The organism is Pseudomonas sp. PAMC 29040, assembly GCF_003994535.1.
Lineage (GTDB): Bacteria > Pseudomonadota > Gammaproteobacteria > Pseudomonadales > Pseudomonadaceae > Aquipseudomonas > Aquipseudomonas paraversuta.
In genome coordinates this window covers 299,138-317,025 of the sequence record NZ_RZAA01000006.1, presented here as the reverse complement: position 1 = coordinate 317,025, position 17,888 = coordinate 299,138, and the positions used below count along the sequence as shown (strand labels likewise).

The 17,888-nt window shown below is 50.5% G+C and carries 16 protein-coding genes and 2 pseudogenes; 10 read left to right on the top strand and 8 right to left on the bottom strand.

What is annotated here, in order from left to right; translation table 11 throughout:
* The first annotated feature begins 1 nt into the window (after nucleotide 1).
* Nucleotides 2–1,189 (top strand): DEAD/DEAH box helicase, encoded by a 1,188-nt coding sequence (locus WG29040_RS13790; RefSeq protein WP_127196316.1) that lies wholly within the window; start codon nucleotides 2–4, stop codon nucleotides 1,187–1,189.
* Nucleotides 1,190–1,766: 577 nt separating this feature from the next.
* Here WG29040_RS13790 and WG29040_RS13785 read toward each other — a convergent pair.
* Nucleotides 1,767–2,309, bottom strand: coding sequence for a hypothetical protein (locus WG29040_RS13785; protein ID WP_127196315.1), 543 nt, complete (start codon nucleotides 2,307–2,309; stop codon nucleotides 1,767–1,769).
* A gap of 489 nt (nucleotides 2,310–2,798) precedes the next feature.
* On the opposite strand from WG29040_RS13785, the gene WG29040_RS13780 reads away from it, so the two are divergent.
* Together WG29040_RS13780 and WG29040_RS13775 are read left to right on the top strand one after the other, a co-directional pair.
* Complete coding sequence (locus WG29040_RS13780; protein ID WP_127196314.1) at nucleotides 2,799–4,841, top strand: hypothetical protein; 2,043 nt, start codon at nucleotides 2,799–2,801, stop codon at nucleotides 4,839–4,841.
* Between the two features lie 205 nt (nucleotides 4,842–5,046).
* Nucleotides 5,047–5,736 (top strand): hypothetical protein, encoded by a 690-nt coding sequence (locus tag WG29040_RS13775; RefSeq protein WP_127196313.1) that lies wholly within the window; start codon nucleotides 5,047–5,049, stop codon nucleotides 5,734–5,736.
* 420 nt (nucleotides 5,737–6,156) lie between these two features.
* Here the strand turns inward: WG29040_RS13775 and WG29040_RS13770 are convergent, their stop codons facing one another.
* Nucleotides 6,157–7,617: a hypothetical protein gene (locus tag WG29040_RS13770; RefSeq protein WP_127196312.1), complete on the bottom strand. Its 1,461-nt coding sequence runs from the start codon at nucleotides 7,615–7,617 to the stop codon at nucleotides 6,157–6,159.
* A gap of 230 nt (nucleotides 7,618–7,847) precedes the next feature.
* Nucleotides 7,848–8,006 (bottom strand): DUF4113 domain-containing protein, encoded by a 159-nt coding sequence (locus WG29040_RS24730; RefSeq protein WP_372238796.1) that lies wholly within the window; start codon nucleotides 8,004–8,006, stop codon nucleotides 7,848–7,850.
* A 664-nt stretch (nucleotides 8,007–8,670) separates the two neighbouring features.
* Here WG29040_RS24730 and WG29040_RS13755 point away from each other — a divergent pair.
* The 3 genes from WG29040_RS13755 to WG29040_RS13745 all read left to right on the top strand — a co-directional run bounded on the left by WG29040_RS13755 (nucleotide 8,671) and on the right by WG29040_RS13745 (nucleotide 12,044).
* The gene (locus tag WG29040_RS13755; protein WP_127196311.1) at nucleotides 8,671–9,654 is read left to right on the top strand and encodes a hypothetical protein; all 984 of its coding nucleotides are present in this window, start codon (nucleotides 8,671–8,673) and stop codon (nucleotides 9,652–9,654) included.
* Entirely contained in the window at nucleotides 9,647–10,408 is a 762-nt protein-coding gene (locus WG29040_RS13750; RefSeq protein WP_127196310.1) for a hypothetical protein, read from the top strand. The genes WG29040_RS13755 and WG29040_RS13750 overlap by 8 nt, the downstream gene beginning before the upstream one ends.
* Nucleotides 10,409–10,634: 226 nt before the next feature.
* Nucleotides 10,635–12,044, top strand: a complete 1,410-nt coding sequence (locus tag WG29040_RS13745; RefSeq protein WP_127196309.1) for a hypothetical protein — start codon at nucleotides 10,635–10,637, stop codon at nucleotides 12,042–12,044.
* Nucleotides 12,045–12,334: 290 nt separating this feature from the next.
* Here WG29040_RS13745 and WG29040_RS13740 read toward each other — a convergent pair.
* From WG29040_RS13740 to WG29040_RS13725, 4 genes and pseudogenes are all read right to left on the bottom strand, one after another.
* Nucleotides 12,335–13,129, bottom strand: a pseudogene (locus WG29040_RS13740) (DNA adenine methylase).
* Nucleotides 13,130–13,278: 149 nt separating this feature from the next.
* Nucleotides 13,279–13,806 carry a lysis system i-spanin subunit Rz gene (locus tag WG29040_RS13735; protein WP_127196308.1) on the bottom strand — a complete coding sequence of 176 codons (528 nt, stop codon included), beginning with the start codon at nucleotides 13,804–13,806 and terminating at the stop codon, nucleotides 13,279–13,281.
* A complete protein-coding gene (locus WG29040_RS13730) occupies nucleotides 13,803–14,348 on the bottom strand; it encodes a glycoside hydrolase family 19 protein (RefSeq protein ID WP_127196307.1) in 546 nt (181 codons plus the stop codon). The genes WG29040_RS13735 and WG29040_RS13730 overlap by 4 nt, the downstream gene beginning before the upstream one ends.
* Before the next feature lie 302 nt (nucleotides 14,349–14,650).
* Nucleotides 14,651–15,649 carry a phage late control D family protein gene (locus WG29040_RS13725; protein ID WP_127196306.1) on the bottom strand — a complete coding sequence of 333 codons (999 nt, stop codon included), beginning with the start codon at nucleotides 15,647–15,649 and terminating at the stop codon, nucleotides 14,651–14,653.
* Nucleotides 15,650–15,656: 7 nt separating this feature from the next.
* Between WG29040_RS13725 and WG29040_RS24330 the strand changes: the two genes are divergently transcribed.
* On the top strand, nucleotides 15,657–15,845 hold the full coding sequence (locus WG29040_RS24330) for a hypothetical protein (RefSeq protein ID WP_165878357.1): 189 nt from the start codon (nucleotides 15,657–15,659) through the stop codon (nucleotides 15,843–15,845).
* A 58-nt stretch (nucleotides 15,846–15,903) separates the two neighbouring features.
* On the opposite strand, the gene WG29040_RS13715 is transcribed toward WG29040_RS24330, so the two are convergent.
* Nucleotides 15,904–16,110 carry a phage head-tail joining protein gene (locus WG29040_RS13715; protein ID WP_127196368.1) on the bottom strand — a complete coding sequence of 69 codons (207 nt, stop codon included), beginning with the start codon at nucleotides 16,108–16,110 and terminating at the stop codon, nucleotides 15,904–15,906.
* Between WG29040_RS13715 and WG29040_RS24545 the strand changes: the two are divergent.
* From WG29040_RS24545 to WG29040_RS13695, 3 genes and pseudogenes are all read left to right on the top strand, one after another.
* Nucleotides 16,100–16,288: pseudogene (locus WG29040_RS24545) on the top strand (hypothetical protein); the annotation flags it as partial. The gene WG29040_RS13715 and the pseudogene WG29040_RS24545 sit on opposite strands and share 11 nt — an antisense overlap.
* 189 nt (nucleotides 16,289–16,477) lie before the next feature.
* Nucleotides 16,478–16,690, top strand: coding sequence for a hypothetical protein (locus tag WG29040_RS13700; protein WP_060693524.1), 213 nt, complete (start codon nucleotides 16,478–16,480; stop codon nucleotides 16,688–16,690).
* A complete protein-coding gene (locus WG29040_RS13695; protein WP_127196304.1) occupies nucleotides 16,690–17,802 on the top strand; it encodes a phage integrase Arm DNA-binding domain-containing protein in 1,113 nt (370 codons plus the stop codon). The genes WG29040_RS13700 and WG29040_RS13695 overlap by 1 nt, the downstream gene beginning before the upstream one ends.
* The last annotated feature ends 86 nt before the right edge of the window (nucleotides 17,803–17,888 follow it).

The following is a 17,888-nucleotide window of genomic DNA, read 5'->3' as shown; positions in this document are numbered from 1 at the left end:
AATGACATCCAAAGAGCACTTCAACCAGGGTGACCTGAGCACATTCCCCTCCCCTGTCTCACCGGCACCCGACCTCATCGATCACATCGACGACTGGCTGGAGTACCTGGTCAAGCTCGTCGAGATCACAGCCGATCCGATCACCCGCGCAAAGTATGAACGGCAGATCAAGTACATCCTGCGATTCCGCAGTGGTGCTAACTGCAACGTCGCTCACAACAACATCTTGGCCAAGTATTACACCGAGGCGGCAGGATCCGGAGACGATGCATCGGGCAGCAAATCGGCTGAGAAAACCCACACTACCGCTCGCAAAACGAAGGTAGGTGCTGAGCTTGCCGAACTGGGCCTGAACCATTCGATGGCTATTCACGCCATGGCACCGGTGCAGGAGTGCTACCTGGCTGACATCTATGCCTACTCCCAAATCCAGAAAGCCCTGGCTGGCGAAGACATCTTCTTCCTTCAAGGGCCTCCAGGTACCGGTAAAACCACCGCAATCGTGGAGATCATCCTCCAGACCCTGCGCAGCAAACCCGACGCGCGAATCCTCATCAGCTCCGAAACACACGTCGCGGTCGACAACGCTCTTGATCGCCTGACCACTCACCTTTCAGTTGCCGATATGTCCATGGTGATGCGCTACCCACGCTTCATGGTCTCCACCCTGGAAAACCCAGCCTCCATCGAAGTCCAAGCGCTTGATCGGGCTGATGCCGTATGGAGAGATGCGTGGGAGAAAGCGCCGGAGCTCACAGAGCGTTTGTGGCAAAAGCTGGATCGCGGACGCACGAACAGCGATGGGAGTATCGAACTTCCTCGGTGGTTGGTGCGCAACCTCGCCGACCGGCATCAGATCATCGGCGTGACCTGCAACCAGGTGGATCACTTAATCGACAAGGACAGTGACATGTTCGACCTGGGCAAACTCGATTTCCGCGAGCATCTGACAATCGAGGTAGATACCGTCGATGCGTTCCAAGGGCGTCAGGCTGACGTCGTCTTCTTCTCGTTCGTGCGTACCGTCGGGCCCGCCACGTTCTATGCAGACGACCGACGCATGAATGTCGCCATCTCCCGGGCCAGAGACTGTGTCTACCTGGTGGGAAGCATCGAATACATCCGAAGCAAGGAGCTGCCGGCACTGACAGCGCTTGTGGGAAGACCGGTGATTTCTATGGTTGGATGAATCAGGCCGCGCAAGCCACGCTCTCAACGGCAGCCTACTCTGGTCACGCGGCTTCAGGTGGATCGATAGGGGCTGAGAGTTTGAATGGATAAGCTTCGAGCCCCAGACCTTCTAGCCCGGATTTGCTGACATTTCGTCTTATGGGGCTATTGGAACTTCTCGGTTAACCGACTCACGCGCACCGGCGCTGACGATCCTGAAAAGGAGGCAGGGATAGCAGGAAAACCCAAGGTCACTCGAAAAGTCACTAGGGCAGAAATGAAAAAGCCACCGTGAAGGTGGCTAAGTCATTGAATAATATGGTCGGGACGGAGTGATTCGAACACTCGACCCCTAGCACCCCATGTTCGATCTTATAAAGCCCTAAGTCGTTGTAATAGAAGAATAAATTCCTTAATTGAGGATCGCAAAATCAACGGTTTCTCGTGCATTAGCAAACGATAAACAGTGGCCTCCAGCATAGGTTTTGCGCAGATTTTGGTATACCGCCACCCTAGCCTTAGTTTCCCAATACTAAGGACTAGCATTGCCAGGTGCTCTTCAGCATTCGGCCAGATGCAGACGCTGAATACAGCTGTTAGCTCGGAGACCTACGTAAGGTTTCCACCCTAGCGTGTTCAAGCGCATTCAATAGCTCATCAGAAAGCTCGCGACGAGAGACGATGACGTCCTGATTTACCTGCCAAGCGATGCCAAGGTCAAAAGCAAACCCAGGATAGGCGATATGACTGTCTGTCTTTTTATGGATTGATGCTGGCTCAAACTTCGCCAGCGGAACTCTTACACGAGCAAATCTTGCTTTGATCTGCTTAAAACTCTCAAAAACCTGGGGTGGATCGTTGCACTGATTTTCTGACAATCGCTGAGTCAACGTTCGAACGACTTCATAGGCACCAAGTACCCATAGGTATGACTGGGTCACATGTCCTTGAATATCTTCGTATGCGGGTGAGATATTTTTTTGGCAGTAGTCATCCACAAGCTTTTCATCAGTTCCACATAACTTAACGTCCATGTCCCCGAGGCTCTGAACTAGCCCCATAAGATGGGGCTCGAACCTCATCAACCCAATAGAAACCTTTATCCATCGCTCAAAGCGATCGCTCTCGTCGAAAATCATACTCCCACCCTAAAAGCTCACAATGACTGTGCTGGCCAACTCAATTTCATCTTGCTTGCCCCTACCATTGAATCGCCCTCAGTCAGGTCAGCCAATATCCAAGTTCATTGTCCACCCTGATCCTGATGGTAGCTCAAGAACTGGACGGTGCGACTGGCCGCTTTGGGGTCGAAAGCTGCCCTTTGTGACAGGCTGCTATCGGCCAAAAACGGTCTTTCAGCATCTACGAAATTAGGGACGATCCAGAGCAGCGCTGCCAATCAAATAACGGCATAATCATGTGATGATAGCAATTGGCCATGTAAAGACTCTTCGAATGTTCGCCGGTTTCTTTTGGAAAAGGTACTGAAGCCCCTCGAAGGGAGGCACTGACAACAAAGTGGGAGAATTCTTTCTTGCTGGAGCACTTGGTCATTCCACGCTAGCGAAAAGCAGGCTTAGTAACGGCAGACGACTCTGCCCCTATAAACCGAACCTTAAGGATAATCCATGAGTGCCGATCACAACGATCATCGTAAACAACTGCAAAAAGCTCTTGAAAATCTTGACCTACCCAAAGCCCTTGAAGCTTTTGAACACCTCAGTACCGAAGAGGTGACAGCTGAGTTTGCAGCAAAACTGGCACAGCCTGGGGCTTTTCAGATTCGCGGGAATTGCACCAAACGTAACAAGTTTTACGATTCGCTTTTGAACGCCCCCGCTCTGACAAACCAACACTCGCAGGCACAGGAATTCGCTCTTGATCTACACCGCAAGGTTATGGTCGTTGAGCAGCTGTTTGATCAGACCCGTTCCTCTCTACCTAAGTGTGACATCTCCAAATTTCCTGAAGACATTCAATTCTGGAGCCATGTCGAACGAGCATCGCGAGAGCTCAAGCTTTTCCATGATGCAGGTCAAAAGGAAATGCATGAAATAGCCAATACGGGAGTGCCGTTTACGATGCCAGAAATGGCAATAGTCAAGGATCCAGATGGTAATGAAGTCAACGTGGATGCTGCTTTCTCTAGCATCATCAGCACGCTGAGCTTGACGTTGAAAATGCTCTCTTATGAGCACAAATTGCTCTCTGAAGGCAAAATGATCGCTCCACCAAAAACTGCGATCACTGATGATCACGCCTTCAAAGCAGGATCCATACAGCTATACGCGATGACCTGGGGCGCGCTTGAGGACGTCGCCAACCGGACGCTTTTCTTTGGAGGCGAAATCACCACCTTGGAAAAGGCCGGGTTCCTTCGTGACACTCTTCCTGAAAGCTTTTACACAAAATTCACTGATACTTGTGTTTTTCTCCGTGCCCCTTCGGAGCTTGAGGTTTACGACTTCCTAGCAAACCGTAGGCTTCACTCCTGGACGGTGCAGAACACTATGCGCCTCACGTACGGGACTAAACTGGACATACCCGTCATGCCCACAGGAGGGGCAGCACCGAGCCTTACAGCCGGTCGGTTCGTTTCAATGGAAGAAGCGATTACCCTTTCGACATTATCGGAAATTTTGTCCTTTGACGTTTTTTCAGACCAAGAGCGGTACCACGGCCTGACCCTACGAGAGTGGGTGCGAGGATATTCCGCGCTGAAGTTGATGGTAGAAGCCAAACAGACCGACTCCGGCTTAGTAGAGTTTGACAAGATAGAGCTGGAGCAGCGCTTCAAGGAATTCCAGATTCCTGAGTTTTGCGTTTCAAAGCTAATCAATCATCTGACGTTCGGCCAAGATAGCCGTGATCTCTACGACTCACCGCTGATCCGTTCGCAGGACCATAAATTTTCACTGCTCGCAAATGCAGTTATGTCCAGCAACCTTCCAAACGTACTCTTTTCGAGATTGGGCTCGCTCGAAACACAATTTGAGAAAAAAGGGAAAGGATTTGAAGATAAGGTCGTATCGTTTTTCCAGGAGCGGGACTATCGCTGTAAAACTACCAACTTCAGTATCGACAACGCCCAGTACGAGTACGATGCCTTGCTCTTGCTGGATGACACGCTGTTTCTGATCGAGTGCAAGAACACTTTGCTCTCGGGCAACCATGCGGTCCAGGCGCTGCGCTATGGCAAGTTTATCGCCGATACAGTCAAGCAGGTCAAACGTTTGGAAAGCGGTTTAAGAGCCCGTCCTGAGATCGTCGAATCACTGTTCGACCGGAAACTCTCCGATCTGACGTTAGTGCCAATGATTTTGAATTCTCTGACCTACTCTAGGGAGCCTGTGGATGGCGTATACGTTTCCGACTACTCAGCGTTGAGCAAATTTTTCGACGAAAGCACAATTTCTGAATTTAACTACGTAAATGGTGAGAAAAAGGTGAGAAAGGTGATCCATAGACTCTGGTCAGGTGAACGGCCTACCTCTCAAGAATTGCTTGAATACCTGTCTCTACCGCCTCAATTGAAACTAATAACGGAACACTTGACTTACTTCAATCATCCACGTTGTATGTCCGAGAACTCGATGTTCTTTTCAGGCGTGCTAGACGTAGACGAGTCCGCGATGCTTATAGCGAAACAAGAAGCGGCAGAAGTCAACTGACTCTGAAGACTGTGGCCAGCGACGCTGGCCACACATAATTTAGTAACCTATCTATGCTTCTGTAGACAGTTTAGAGCAACTACTTCTGGCCGAAAGCAGACTACGATCATGCGCATCACGGAGGAATCGTAATGAGCCAGTACCTTTTGAACTTCGAAAAACAGAACCCAAAAGTATAATGCATTCAATCACGAGGACAGAATATATGAAACATTGGGTGCGCGAAATTTCAGATCCATCGTTAAAGAGATCGTACGAGTTGTACTTACAAAAGCAAGAGAAAATTCTTACGTTTTATTTGGTGTCAGTTGCAGTAAGCAAACATGCTGAGTTTCCAAATCGGTTTCACAACACTTCCGTCAGGGCTAGCACAAACTTTGAGGAAATTGTGACCTCCATTCGCTCCGTGGGCCAAATCAGTGAAATGGTTAAAGATGGCAGATACGATCAACTCTCTAGGTCCATCAATATCATTGGATTGGTGACCTCTTTTGGTGATTTTTTCGACGACGTAAAAAATCAGCTGAACCTGAACCCTCAGGATATAAAAAAACCAATCGAGTTGCTCAGTCACACTAAAACACGATTGCTCGTAAGGCCCGCTGCGCTGAAAATTGCTCACCGCGTAAATGCTGAGTACGATCTTAATGCCCGAGTCTGCGATGACTACTCGCTAAGATGGATCAATTGTGTAATTAATTTGCGTCATATTTTTATGCACGAGTGTGGCAACTATACAGCCAAGTACTCCCAAGATATGTTCGCAACATGGGTGGATATGATTGAGGGTGAGCCAATTACTTTTGGTGAAAATCAATTCGACTCGGTGCTGTGGTTCCTGAACGACCACGTACGTGACTTTGTTGAGCGACTCGACAAAAAGCTTTCGCAATAAAACACTAAATCGCTCGCAGTTTCCTAGGCTCTTCCTGCCTCATTGTAAGTTACATATTAGCGATATGCCATTTGACCAAGCCTTGAATCAGCGGCTGCTTTTGGCCCTGAGTGTGTAAAAACGCGTCGCCAAAATCGAAGTGTGCGCTTCTACGTTAAATCTGAAATTTATCGGCACGTCAGCAGATGTGGATTTTGCCTAGAAGCGCGGTTTCCAGTCTCGTATGAGTAACTGTCGCACTGAAAAAAAATTTTACACAGCCTGGGCCAATAGCGGTCCGTCACAAACGGCGGCTATTGGCCAACAGCCGACCGTTCTCCCCTTCGACTTTCGACCCAAATCGGCGGGACGACGCCTCAGGTTTAAGTAGCTCCTAAGTTTTTTGAATCGTCGTATGAGCCAGTCTGAGGAGCTCGGGGATCACCGCTGCCAATCGATACAAACATCGCCTCTGGCTACTGCTGAATGCTCAGAGGTTCCACGCACGTTACGCCCGGCCGCTCCGAAACCCGGCCGAGCCCGCCATCCCCCATGATCCCAAGCACTGTGGAGCTCAATCGCTTCGGCAGTTGGATGCCGAACCCGAGCCTTGCCGTGCTTGTTATTCGGGCCAAAGGAATAGACCAGCTTGGAATCATTCGCTTCAGTATGAGGGGCGGGAACATCGGTGCTTGCGCTCCTAAGTCGCGCCCCATGATGAGGAACGAGCAAACCAACAGGCGCTTTTGCCTGAAGATGCTTAAAACAGTGGTAATCACAATCACCCGGCAAAATAATGCTTTGCTCCACAGGTGTAGAACACTCTATTGCGGCCACAAGTCCGGAATCGTTCCTGTCCCGACCTGTTCCTTGCGCCCATCGTAAAACGCGACCTCCAGCAAGCGGAACTTCTTGCACGGCCGATGAGGGGGGGCTCAGCAAAACTAGCCGTCCACCATTAGCCTCAATGTTTTTGGCGAAGGCGACGTGTCGTGGCCCGACGACCTGATCCGGCGCATACCATATCTTCGTCAACAGCGAATCCGCCCCTGGACGCGTCAGCATAGCCCCAGCCCAGTGATCGGTATCCCAATGAGAGAGGAAAACCGCTTTCGCACCGCCAGCCTCCAACGAGAGGCCTGGCGGACGAGTGTTCTGGTTGGCATAAACGCCGGCCCCAGCGTCAAAATAGATCTCCGGCGTGCCAGCTACTTTTGCAGCATGTGCGTTGCCTGAGATCGAAGCACTGGCACTACCCTGTCCTACGTCAAATACGACTACGTGATCGCACTCAGCATTACCGAACAAAGCTAAATCAGCCGTCTCGAATTGCTTCTGACGAACGCCGGGTAAGGTGAAAATTTCGCTCAACCTTTGCTGCTGAGCCGCAAGCTGTAAGTGGACTCTTACCTTCTCAGGCTTTGAGAAAAGTCCACTGTAAGCCGTCGCCAGCCGACCAGCAGAATTAGAGCTTTTGACTATTTTAAACCAGCGGGAGGGGTCATAATCACCGCCCTGACTACCATCGTCGTATCTATCCGACCTTGATTTTCGCAGGAACTCATCGGGAATTAAGTAATTGCTGAATCGGTATGGGAAACATAGCTCGCACGGAAAGTAACCACATAGACCGTCCAATTGCCTCGACTTCAAGGTCGAAAATACTACCTGCAAATGAAATAGAGGCATGCGATCAAAATCAGGAGTGGAATCAACGCGATAATCCCTCCCACCTCTGGCCCTACTCTGGTTGCTATCAATAAAATTTGCATCCACAACGTCGAAGCTGACACGGGCAGTTCTGCCGCTTCGACTGATTTCGACATCATCTACTCGGGCGTAACCAGCGCTCGGGAACTCGACAACCTCTCCCTCCCCAAATCGATTGAAATGATTGTTCATGCGCCCTCAGATTATCTAGACAATACAGTCGAACTCGCCGGGGGTAAGGATACACGAGTAGTCTTGGACATTGCTGCTCCTGGAATACGGACGCAGTACACGATGCTGAAACAAAGCTGCCCACTGCGATCGTTATTGCGAGATCTGGGCTCGCGAGTCAATTTGACTGATCGTCACAATGAGCTCAGATAATACGAGCGGTTCAAGGTACATCAGATATTCATGCTCGGTCACAGGCTCTGATGGGAATCTCCCTGTGAGTTGAACCTGCTGCTGAGGGGCTTCCACATCATCTCCCGCCTCATCCCCCAATCGGGATTGCTCGGTACAATCGCAGCGCGCAGCGTCCCCCTTCCCCAGCGACTATTTATTTCATCCATTACAGCCATCACCCGGGACGCTTCTGCTGGCTGGTTGATTGCAAACGTATCGTCTGAAAACTCACCAGGCTACCGAAGGTCCAGCAGCAAGACTTATGCCTTGCTGTATATTTAGACCCGAGTGTGAAACACATTGTCGAGTGCATCCACAACCGTCCTTGTCAGCAGACGTAGATCGCCTGTTGGATATCCGCCCCAAAGTCACCAGTGATATAGAGCTAACGCACGCAACTCGCTTGCTGGGGTACTCAACTGAGGAAATGACTAAGAAGAGGTATCGGCGGGTTGGAAATTGTTAAGCCCACAAAATGACCATCATGCTTCCAAGGTGATCATTGTGTAGGAGTCAAGCACGCAGAACACAATGATAGCTATCGACCCGAGGCACGTGAAATGTTTCGAAGCCTCCGAAACGGGATATCGCAGAAATGACACCTGAAAGAGCTTTTGAATCATAAGGTCAGTCAATCGCGGACACGTTCACACAGCCTAAGCATAAGGCCCCCACTCATGATTTTGTTACCAATTTAACCGTTGCACCGAAGCCAACAATTAGCTCATTATTCTCACGCTTATCTACGGGCAAAAAGGTGTAACTGCTGTGATTTTCACCACGATAAACTTTAGATTGCGATAATTTTTATGACGAAAAGGATATTCAACTGGTAAGCATATGAATTATGACATTATTGATATTTCAAATTTCACCCCGGAGGAGTACGAGCCACTTGGAACCAAGTCAAAATATTGGTGTTCTGACCCTCAAGGCAACTACTACTTATTTAAATCAATTGAAACTTTTGACGCATCCAATAACACTATCTTAAGAGATGGAGAGGATTGGTCAGAAAAGATCTCATGCGAAATTGCTAAGAAGCTATTAATCCCCTGCGCAAACTATGACCTAGCACGCGACCATTCTACTCGTGGAGTCATTACCAAAAATTTTATCTCCAGCGATAATGCATTCTTAGTAACAGGGAATGAAATCTTAAAAAACTACAGCGCCCCGATTAACAACGAAACCCAGAAAAAAAATGAACGCCAGAACATCATGCACGTCTATATTATTTTGAGACGCATAATTAGACACAAGCCATTAGGATTTAAAAGTAGGCCAGGCATTAAAAGTGCCGCAGATTTTTTTACAGGTTACTTGATGCTAGATGCACTCCTATCAAATCAAGATCGGCACAGCGAAAACTGGGGTTTGGTTGCAACTGCCAAAGGACGTTTTCATCTAGCACCATCGTTTGATCATGCCGCTGGACTAGGAAGAAATGAGTCCGACGAAACAAAGTTTAATCGTTTAACATCTCTTGATCGAGGGCAGCATGTTTCAACCTACGTACAGCGAGCAAAGTCATACTTCTATTTAAAAGATAGAAGATTACGTACATTAAAAGCATTTGAATACTTTGGGATATTAAACCCGCTCGCAGCGCTAAGCTGGCTGGAGCAACTAAATGAATTGACTACTGAGGAAATGCAAGCTATCATTGATCCAGTGCCTGTGGAAGTAATGAGCGATGTATCTAAAAAATTTGCCTACGAAATGCTTTGCTGCAACAAATCGAATATGATGGCCCTTGCGCCTTTTTTCAAGGAAAACCTAGATCCATCATTTAGAAAGCGGCAGATTAAAACATATGAGTAGTGTATTTGTAATTTGGCAGGATCCCGAAACAACAATGTGGGAACCTGTAGCCAAACTAACTGAATCTCATGGAATTTATAGTTTCACCTACACCCGCGGAGCACTAAACAAAAATTTCATTCCATTCCCACGAATGAATCTGCTAGACAAAGTATATGAATCAAGTGAACTTTTCCCATTCTTCCAGAACAGACTGATTCCTGAGCGGCGACCGGAATATTACACCATGCTCTCTTGGTTAGATATGGCACCCGGTGCTAATGACCCGCTCGACATTCTAAGTGCATCAGGCGGATCAAAAAAAACGGATAATTTTCGAATTATCAAAGTTCCACAGAAGACGGCTGACAACGAATACAAATTAAAGTTCTTCACGAGCGGAATTAAGTACATTTCCGACGAAGCTAAAAGAGAACTGTTAAGCCTGAACAACAGGATTAAACTTACCTGCATTATTGAAGATGGAAATCAAGCTGACTCGAACGCAATCTCTCTGATCAACCCTAGTACGGGGAATCATCTTGGCTACTACCCTCACTATCTGAATGAAGATTTAATCTACGTCAATCGCATGCTCGGAGTGACTGGGCCTGAACTGATTACTACTATCCCTGTTATTAAAATCAATTTAAGCGCACCAGAGCAGTACAGGCTCTTGTGTGAATCAGTCACCCCCTGGCCAGAAGGCTTTGTGCCATTCCAATCAGAAAAGTACAAACTTCTTAATACAAGAAATCGAGTCACTAGTCACTAACGATATCTGCATCAAAACGTAACTATTACGAGACTTAGAGACCTGCCTCTTGAATTACATCTTTAGCTGATAGCTTTTGGCTATCAGCAAAGGCTATGTAATTGTTTTTTCAGCTAACCCCCACCCTCCTAAAGCCTTCTCGTCGATACCGCTAAGCGAATAGGGGTATGTAGACGCTGTAGTGGCAAAATGATACCGTTATGATCCCTAAAATGGAGTCGGGATCATGAATATAAAAGTTAGCTTCCCATTGAACAATACTACCTCCAGCGAAGATGTATTTGCGGAGTGCATGAATTGGATAGTGGACTCCCCTTATACAAATTTTGCTCAAGAAGAACTTAACAAACTTAACAACGATGAAGACTTCAACTATTCAAACAACGAAGAACATATTGAATTTTCTCGTGCTGAGACAACCGAGCTCTTTGTTTCTTCGCTTAGATATACAAAATCCACTGCAAATGCGCAGTGGATTACAGAGATATCAACCAGAATAGAACACAACCAACACTGGATTAGCGTTATTTCAAGCATAGTAACTTCAACCGCGTCAAACGCACCTCCCGAATTAAAAAAACCTCTGATCGTTATACGACTTATTAGCCGATTTGGCGGGGGTAATGACGGCGATATTCCGATAAATATAACACCAATAATATTAGAAGAAACGGAAATTAGCAGGCAGATAGCTAAAGCTATAATCAACTCCAACAACAGCTGTTCCCTACCTATTGTTTACGTCAGCACGAACAACAACGATAATCACTGTTTAATTCCCGATAGGCTAGCCAGAAAACTAAGCGGAATGGCCCACGTCGTAGTCGAACCGAGCAGAGCCTTTTCACACAGCCTGCGAAAAGAAGTGGGCTCCAGAAATGTTTATGGCGGCGTCGTAGGCATATATTGGCCAAAAGGTACTGGAGTGACAATATTCCGGAGAGGACTAAAAGAGATAAAGTGCTTTGAGCATGAGATTTTTGAAGTAGTATGTGATGCATTGTCAGTTTTAATCCCCCCACAAAAATGCAGCTGGGAGGAAGTAAGTCATGTGAAGAACCGAAACGCAATTGAGCACCTAAAGCGTGAAGGCGTAAACGCAACCGAAGCACAGGAAGTCGCTAATTTATACGAAGCAGAACTTACAGAGAAGATAGAGAATATTCAAGTTCTTAATCGAGAAATCGAACGCCTCAGTATATTGGTTCGACACCTTGAAGCAAAAACGCCCGTTCAAGGAGGAATTATTATAAACACTGGCGACGAGGAAGATTATTTCGATGAGGAAATATTATCGCTAACCTTACTTGCTATTAAGGAGTACGCGTCAAAAAACGCGCACCCAAAATCAAGGCGCGAACATATTCTGAATGCCATCTTAAATGGCAATATGTCCAACGACCTGCATGACCAAAAAACAAAAATCCTAAAAGAAGCGCTTCGCGGGTATCGCGAAATGAACAAAAAGGTTAAAGATACATTTGAAGAACTGGGATTTTCAATTACCGCCGACGGTAAACACTGGAAAATCATGTACCAAGAAGATGATCGTTATACTTACATTCTACCAAAATCAGGTAGCGATCATCGCGGCGGCCTGAATGCCGCAGCCGACATATCTAACATAGTTTATTAGACTTACATTGCTCGCTGACTCATTAGGTCCGCCCAAGAGCCAAGATGATCTGAAGCGAGCAGTGAAGCCTTGCGCAATCGTTGAAACCGCCCTCCCACACTTAACAGTATCCCGGCGTCCGCACCGCTCACGCGTAAGCCAAGCTCGCTGGATTCGATGAAAAAGGATGGAATGTCCCAGTAGAGTAGAGGAGCTTCACAGGAAATACCTATTGCCTTTGGAAAGCCCGCTTCGGCGGGTTTTCTCGATGGTATCTACAGGTACTTGAATTGGTACTGATTCTGTATTTACTAAAAAAGCCCTCCAAAATCACTCCGCACCCAATTCATCACAATCAACTCCCCTGTCACCTCTGCCTTCCCCTGACGCTGATTCGTGGTCGTGTACCGGATCTCAGTCGTCTCAAAATGAAATCCTTCAAATACCCGCCGAATGTCCGGATGGTCGTTGATGCTGACCATCACCTTCCCTTTGCAGCGTCACATAAAGTCTGCCATACGCTCGTAGTTTTCAAACGGAAAGTCGACGCCATAGCCAGCGGTCTGCCAGTAAGGTGGGTCCATGTAGTGGAAGGTGTTCGGCCGGTCGTAGCGCTCAGCGCACTCAAGCCAGGGCAGGTTCTCGACGTAGGTGCCTGACAGGCGCTGCCAGGCAGCAGAGAGATTTTCTTCAATGCGCAGTAGGTTGATTGCAGGAGCAGTTGTGGCGGTACCAAAACTCTGCCCTGAAACCTTGCCACCAAAGGCATGGTGCTGCAGGTAAAAAAATCTGGCCGCGCGCTGGATGTCGGTCAGGGTTTCGGGGCGGGTCATTTTTTGCCACTCGAATATCTGCCTTGAGCTGAGAGCCCACTTGAATTGACGCACGAATTCCTCCAGATGGTTCTGCACCACCCGGTACAGGGTCACTAGGTCATCGTTGATGTCGTTTAGCACTTCGACGGGAGCAGGCTGTGGGCGCAGGAAGTACAGCGCCCCGCCGCCGGCGAATACTTCGACATAGCATTCGTGGGGTGGGAACAGGGGGGTTAGGCGGTCGGCCAGACGGCGTTTGCCGCCCATCCAAGGGATGATGGGTGAATACATATTATGCAAGACCTTTACTGTATGGATAAACAGGTTCTAGGCTTGCTCCGCTTTGTGCACGGAGCAGGAGCTTTGACTGGCTTGCAGGGCTAATCTGCGGGTTTGGTGGCCGGGCTGTATGTTGAAGCATCCAGCTTCGGCCGCTCCTTTTATTTCGTGCCTGATACTTCTTTGGCGTAGGCCTGGCAGGCCTGCAACGCGATCAGTCCTTGATCGCCGTCGCCGGTGATTCCGATAATTCGTTGAGCATGCGCTGGGTCAAGTCTGGCTCTATGAGCGCCATGAACCACGCCGCCGGCGCCGGTGGTGGTTTGCACTGCGTCACAACCAGTTGCGGCAGTGGCGTCGAGTTGGACTGACAGCCGCAGGTCAGCAGTAGCAAGGCGATCACGCAGAAGTGCCTGTTTCGTTTTCTCATCGGTAAGGGCTCGGTAGTGGGATTGGTCACTGGCTGCCAGCCATTGCTCCAGGGCGAGACGCTTGCCCTGTTCGGCCAGAATTTGCGCGGAGTTAGCGTTGGCCAGATTCGTGCGCTCGGTTTGGTGGGCGGCTTCCTTGGCGGCCAGTTGCTGGCTGTAGGCGTTGGCCTGCCACGCCCATGCGGCCCACGCGCTGCCAGCCATCAGGGCAAGGCAGACCAGCAGCACCCCGCCCCACTTCACCGCATCGTTCTTCACGCGAACACCTTGAGCGCCCGGGCATACAGCGCCTGACGATCTGCAGCGCCGGTCTGGCCACCGTTTATGCGCAGTGTTATTTTGTCGAGCTGGCCCGCATCAGCCAGCGTGTTAAGCCCCTTGGAAGCCCAGTACCAGGCTGCAGACATGCAGGCGTGCTGCGGCCTCTCAAGCAGCTCCGGCTGATTGAGCAGATCCAGTGCCAGTGCCTCGCCGCAGGTCATGTAATTGGCCCGGCCGGTGATCTGAATCAGGCCACGGCCGCGATACTTCTGGCCGTCACCATCAGCCTCAGATGTGTTGCCCAAACGCTTGGCGAGTGAGCCGGTGTCGTACTTGCTCAGGTACTGGTCGTTGCCCAATTCGCGCACGTAACGGAACTGACCGGACTCATGCCCGATCTGGGCGATAAACGCCGCCATGCGCTTAGTCCCGACGATCTGGTAGTGCTCCATCGCGGTGTTCAGTACAGGAACAAAAACGCCGGCTGATTGGCCGGCGTTAGGAAGGATCTGCTGCAGCTGCAGCGCGGTGATGGGCATTACACTTCTCCAGATTTAACAAAGCCCGAACCTTACGGGCATAGAAGTTATGAAAGCTTGCTTGCCAATGGTGGCTATATGAGGTCAAAGACATGAACGACAGACCTAAGCGGGGCTGGACCTGGGCGTACCAACTAATACGCAGCCTGAAGTGCTCTCCACTGTCTGCCGCCTATAGGGCAACGCTGTACGTGACTCGAGGCGATACAGGGACGTTCTACAGCGGGACTGCCTACAAGGAGTACCGCTTCCGTCGCAACACCCACTAGATCTGACTCTCATAGGGGGGGCTGCATGTGGGTTTAATCAGAATTCAGTTGTACGACTTTGAGTGTCTTCTCGGGCTTCTTGCCTTTGGCCTTGGCTTTTCCCTTCTTGCCGCCGTTGCATTCAATGGTGGTCGACCAGCCGGACTGAGTGAAAACCTGCTCTCGGGAATCCACCAGATACTCGCCATCGAGCCCGTCCTTGAACCCTTGAGCGCTGATCATTCGCTCAGCGAAAAGATCTGACCGGCCCGGCATTTCCAAGCGCACGCTGGCTGTTGAGCGATTAAACGCAGACAAACGCGCCTTGGCGGCCTGCTCGGCGGCGGTTTTGTTGGGGTGAATATGCCGATCGGTATGCACCGGCGGCAGCCCGTCTGGTGAGTCGTCGTTGTCCAGACTGATCACCTTCAACTTGCCAGTGGCTTTGTCCTGGTACTTGGTTTTCACCGTCTTGTGGTTGGAGCGATCGCCCAGTTGGAAGCTGTAGCGACTGACGTCTGCCTTGGTGATGGGCACGACGCCCAGCGTCTTGCCGCTGGCCGTAACACCGCCCTGTCGGGGCATAACGATCAGCTTCCCGTCAGCAACCTTGGCCGTACAGTCGTGCTGTTTGGCCAAGCGGGTAACAAAGTTAAAGTCTGACTCTCCCAACTGGTCTGCCCGGGGCACGATCGTGGCGACCTTGCATGCTGGCTCCCAGCCGTTGCGCCGAGCAATGGTGCTGACGATGCTGGCCAAGCTGTCGCCTTCCCAACTGCCGCTACGGGTGGTCTTGCCGCTGCCGCGCATATCACTGGCCTTACCGCGAATCACCAGCGTTGCCGGCGGGCCTGAGACTTCAATGTCGTCGACCACATAGCGGCCCTCCCGGGATAGCGTCGACCCGGCATAGCCCAGAAAAATCTCAATACTGGCACCGCGTGCCGGCAACGTGACGGCGCCGTCGCGGTCATCGATGCGCAACTCAAACTCGTCCGATTCCATCCCGGGCTTGTCTGAGGTGCGCAGCAACAACAGCCGATCGTTGATCATGCGGGTAATGTCGCTGCTGGTAATGCTGATCGCGGATCACATCCACAATAACGCGTGCTTCAAAGGTGACCGTCAGAGTGCTTTCGCCGGTACCGATATCAGTTCCAGGTTCGATCTCGGCAATGCCGAGGAAGACCGCTGGCAGCGGGATATGCTGCTTGATGTCAGGCCAGAAGCGGACCAACTGAACTCCTGAAAGTTTCTCCTGCAGGTGCTGCTCGATCGTTTGATACAACAGGTTTATTGTCGCGGCATCAGAGTCCCTTGCCTCCGTGATAGAGCCTGACCACTTTTGAACGTGGCCCGGCAGACGTGACCAGCGAAGTGCGGATCTGGTCGCGGGCCTTGAGCAACTCATCCACCGTGCGGTACTCCACGGTGCGATCGGCGTAGCGCACGGTTTTCTCGCCGCGCGCGATGGCCGCCTCAACCGCGTCGAGATGCTTTTGGGTAAAGGACAGCAACTGGTTCCACGCTGAACTCGGTATGCAGTACAGCCAATCAACCCGGGTACGTCAGTCCGGCATCGCTTGGCTGGCCGAGCAGTTGGGCATGGCCCTTACAGCAATTCCGGCTGATCACCGTGACGTGGCCTACCCGCTTTGCTCCGCAACACCAGTGGGATCGATACGCCTGTAAAAAACAGTCTCTGCTGCGCAGCAGCAGGCATTACTAAAGCTTTTCGCGCCACTGCGGGGGTGCTTATACCCCACATAAAGCTGCGCGAGGCAGCGCGCATTGATGCCCCGCTAAACGCTCAAAATCGCCCGCCCGCGCAGCTTGTGGTGGGGTATACGCACTCAGGCACCGCTATCAAAGGGGATGGCCATGCGTAAAGAGCTGATCAAAATTAGCGAATACCAACGCCGCCGCTGGGGTGAGAACGGGACACCGCTCTGCTCGCAAGCCATACGCAATTACATCCGCAACGGAAAGCTGCCGGGCGAGCAGATAGGCTCGCTCTGGTATGTGGACTGGAACGCACTGAACATAGCTGACGGCAACGATCTGGTCGCTATGGTGCTAAGAGGAGTTGCCTGATGGCTCCACGGCCACGCAATAGTGCGAACAAGCACCTGCCACAGAACCTGTACTTTGATCCACGCCGCTCGACCTACCGCTACCGTCGCCCCAGCGACGGTAAGTGGTTTCAATTCGGTACCGATCGGATCAGGGCCATTGATGCCGCAAAGCAGCTCAACCTGGCCTTTATGCAAGGCGCCGATCTGGTCCGCTCTGTGATGGGCAATCCATCGGGCTCATTTGCGGGTTTTCTGGATAAATACGAAGCCGAGATCTTGCCTCCCCGAGAGTTGGCCAAGGGTACGCTCGGACTGTACGCCGTTCACTTCAGACGCTTCCGAAAGCATTTTGAGGGCAAAGCCGTCGATCAAATAACCATTCGTATGGTTGCCGAATTGCTGGACACACTAACCCCAAGGAGCGCCAATCAAAGTCGCGCTCTGCTGGTAGATATTTTCAATCACGCAGCGTCCAAGGGCTTATGCCCCGACAATCCGGCATCGAGCACCATTAACCGTATCGAGAAGAAGCAACGCAAACGCCATACCGTGGAAGGCCTGAAAGCGATCAGGGAGGTCGCACCACCCTGGCTGCGCAACGCCATAGACTTGGCGCTGATCACTGCTCAACGTCGCTCCGATATTCTGGACATGCGCTTTGACGGTGTTCGGGATGGCTTCCTGTACCTGGTACAAAAGAAAACTGCCAAGGCCAGTGATACTGCGTGGATTCGTTTCAAGGTGACTGACGAGCTGCAGACCGTCATAACCCGCTGCCAGGACAACATCGCCTCCCCTTTCCTGATTCATCGCAAGCCGCAACGACTGCTGCAGAAGCAGGCGCAGACTAAAGAGCACTGGACGAAGGTTGAAGATCGCTTTCTAACGCGCTCTTTTAAAGAGGCCCGGGAACTTGCTGGCTGTTATGCGGAATGGAAAGAAGAGGAAATGCCGGGCTTTCACGAAGTGCGCGCGCTTTCGCTGCACCTGTACAAAAGAGCCGGTAAAGATGGCCAGACAATTGCGGGCCATGCCAGCGAGACCATGACCAAGAACTACCAGAAAGACCACGCCGATGTGATCTGGTCGGATGCGATTCCGGACCTGAATATCAGTGAAATCACCGGATAGTTTTGCGCGCATTTTGCGCCAGTTTTGCGCAGGCCAGAAACGAGAAAGGGGATCAAGCACCTAAGTACTTGATCCCCTTACAGAAT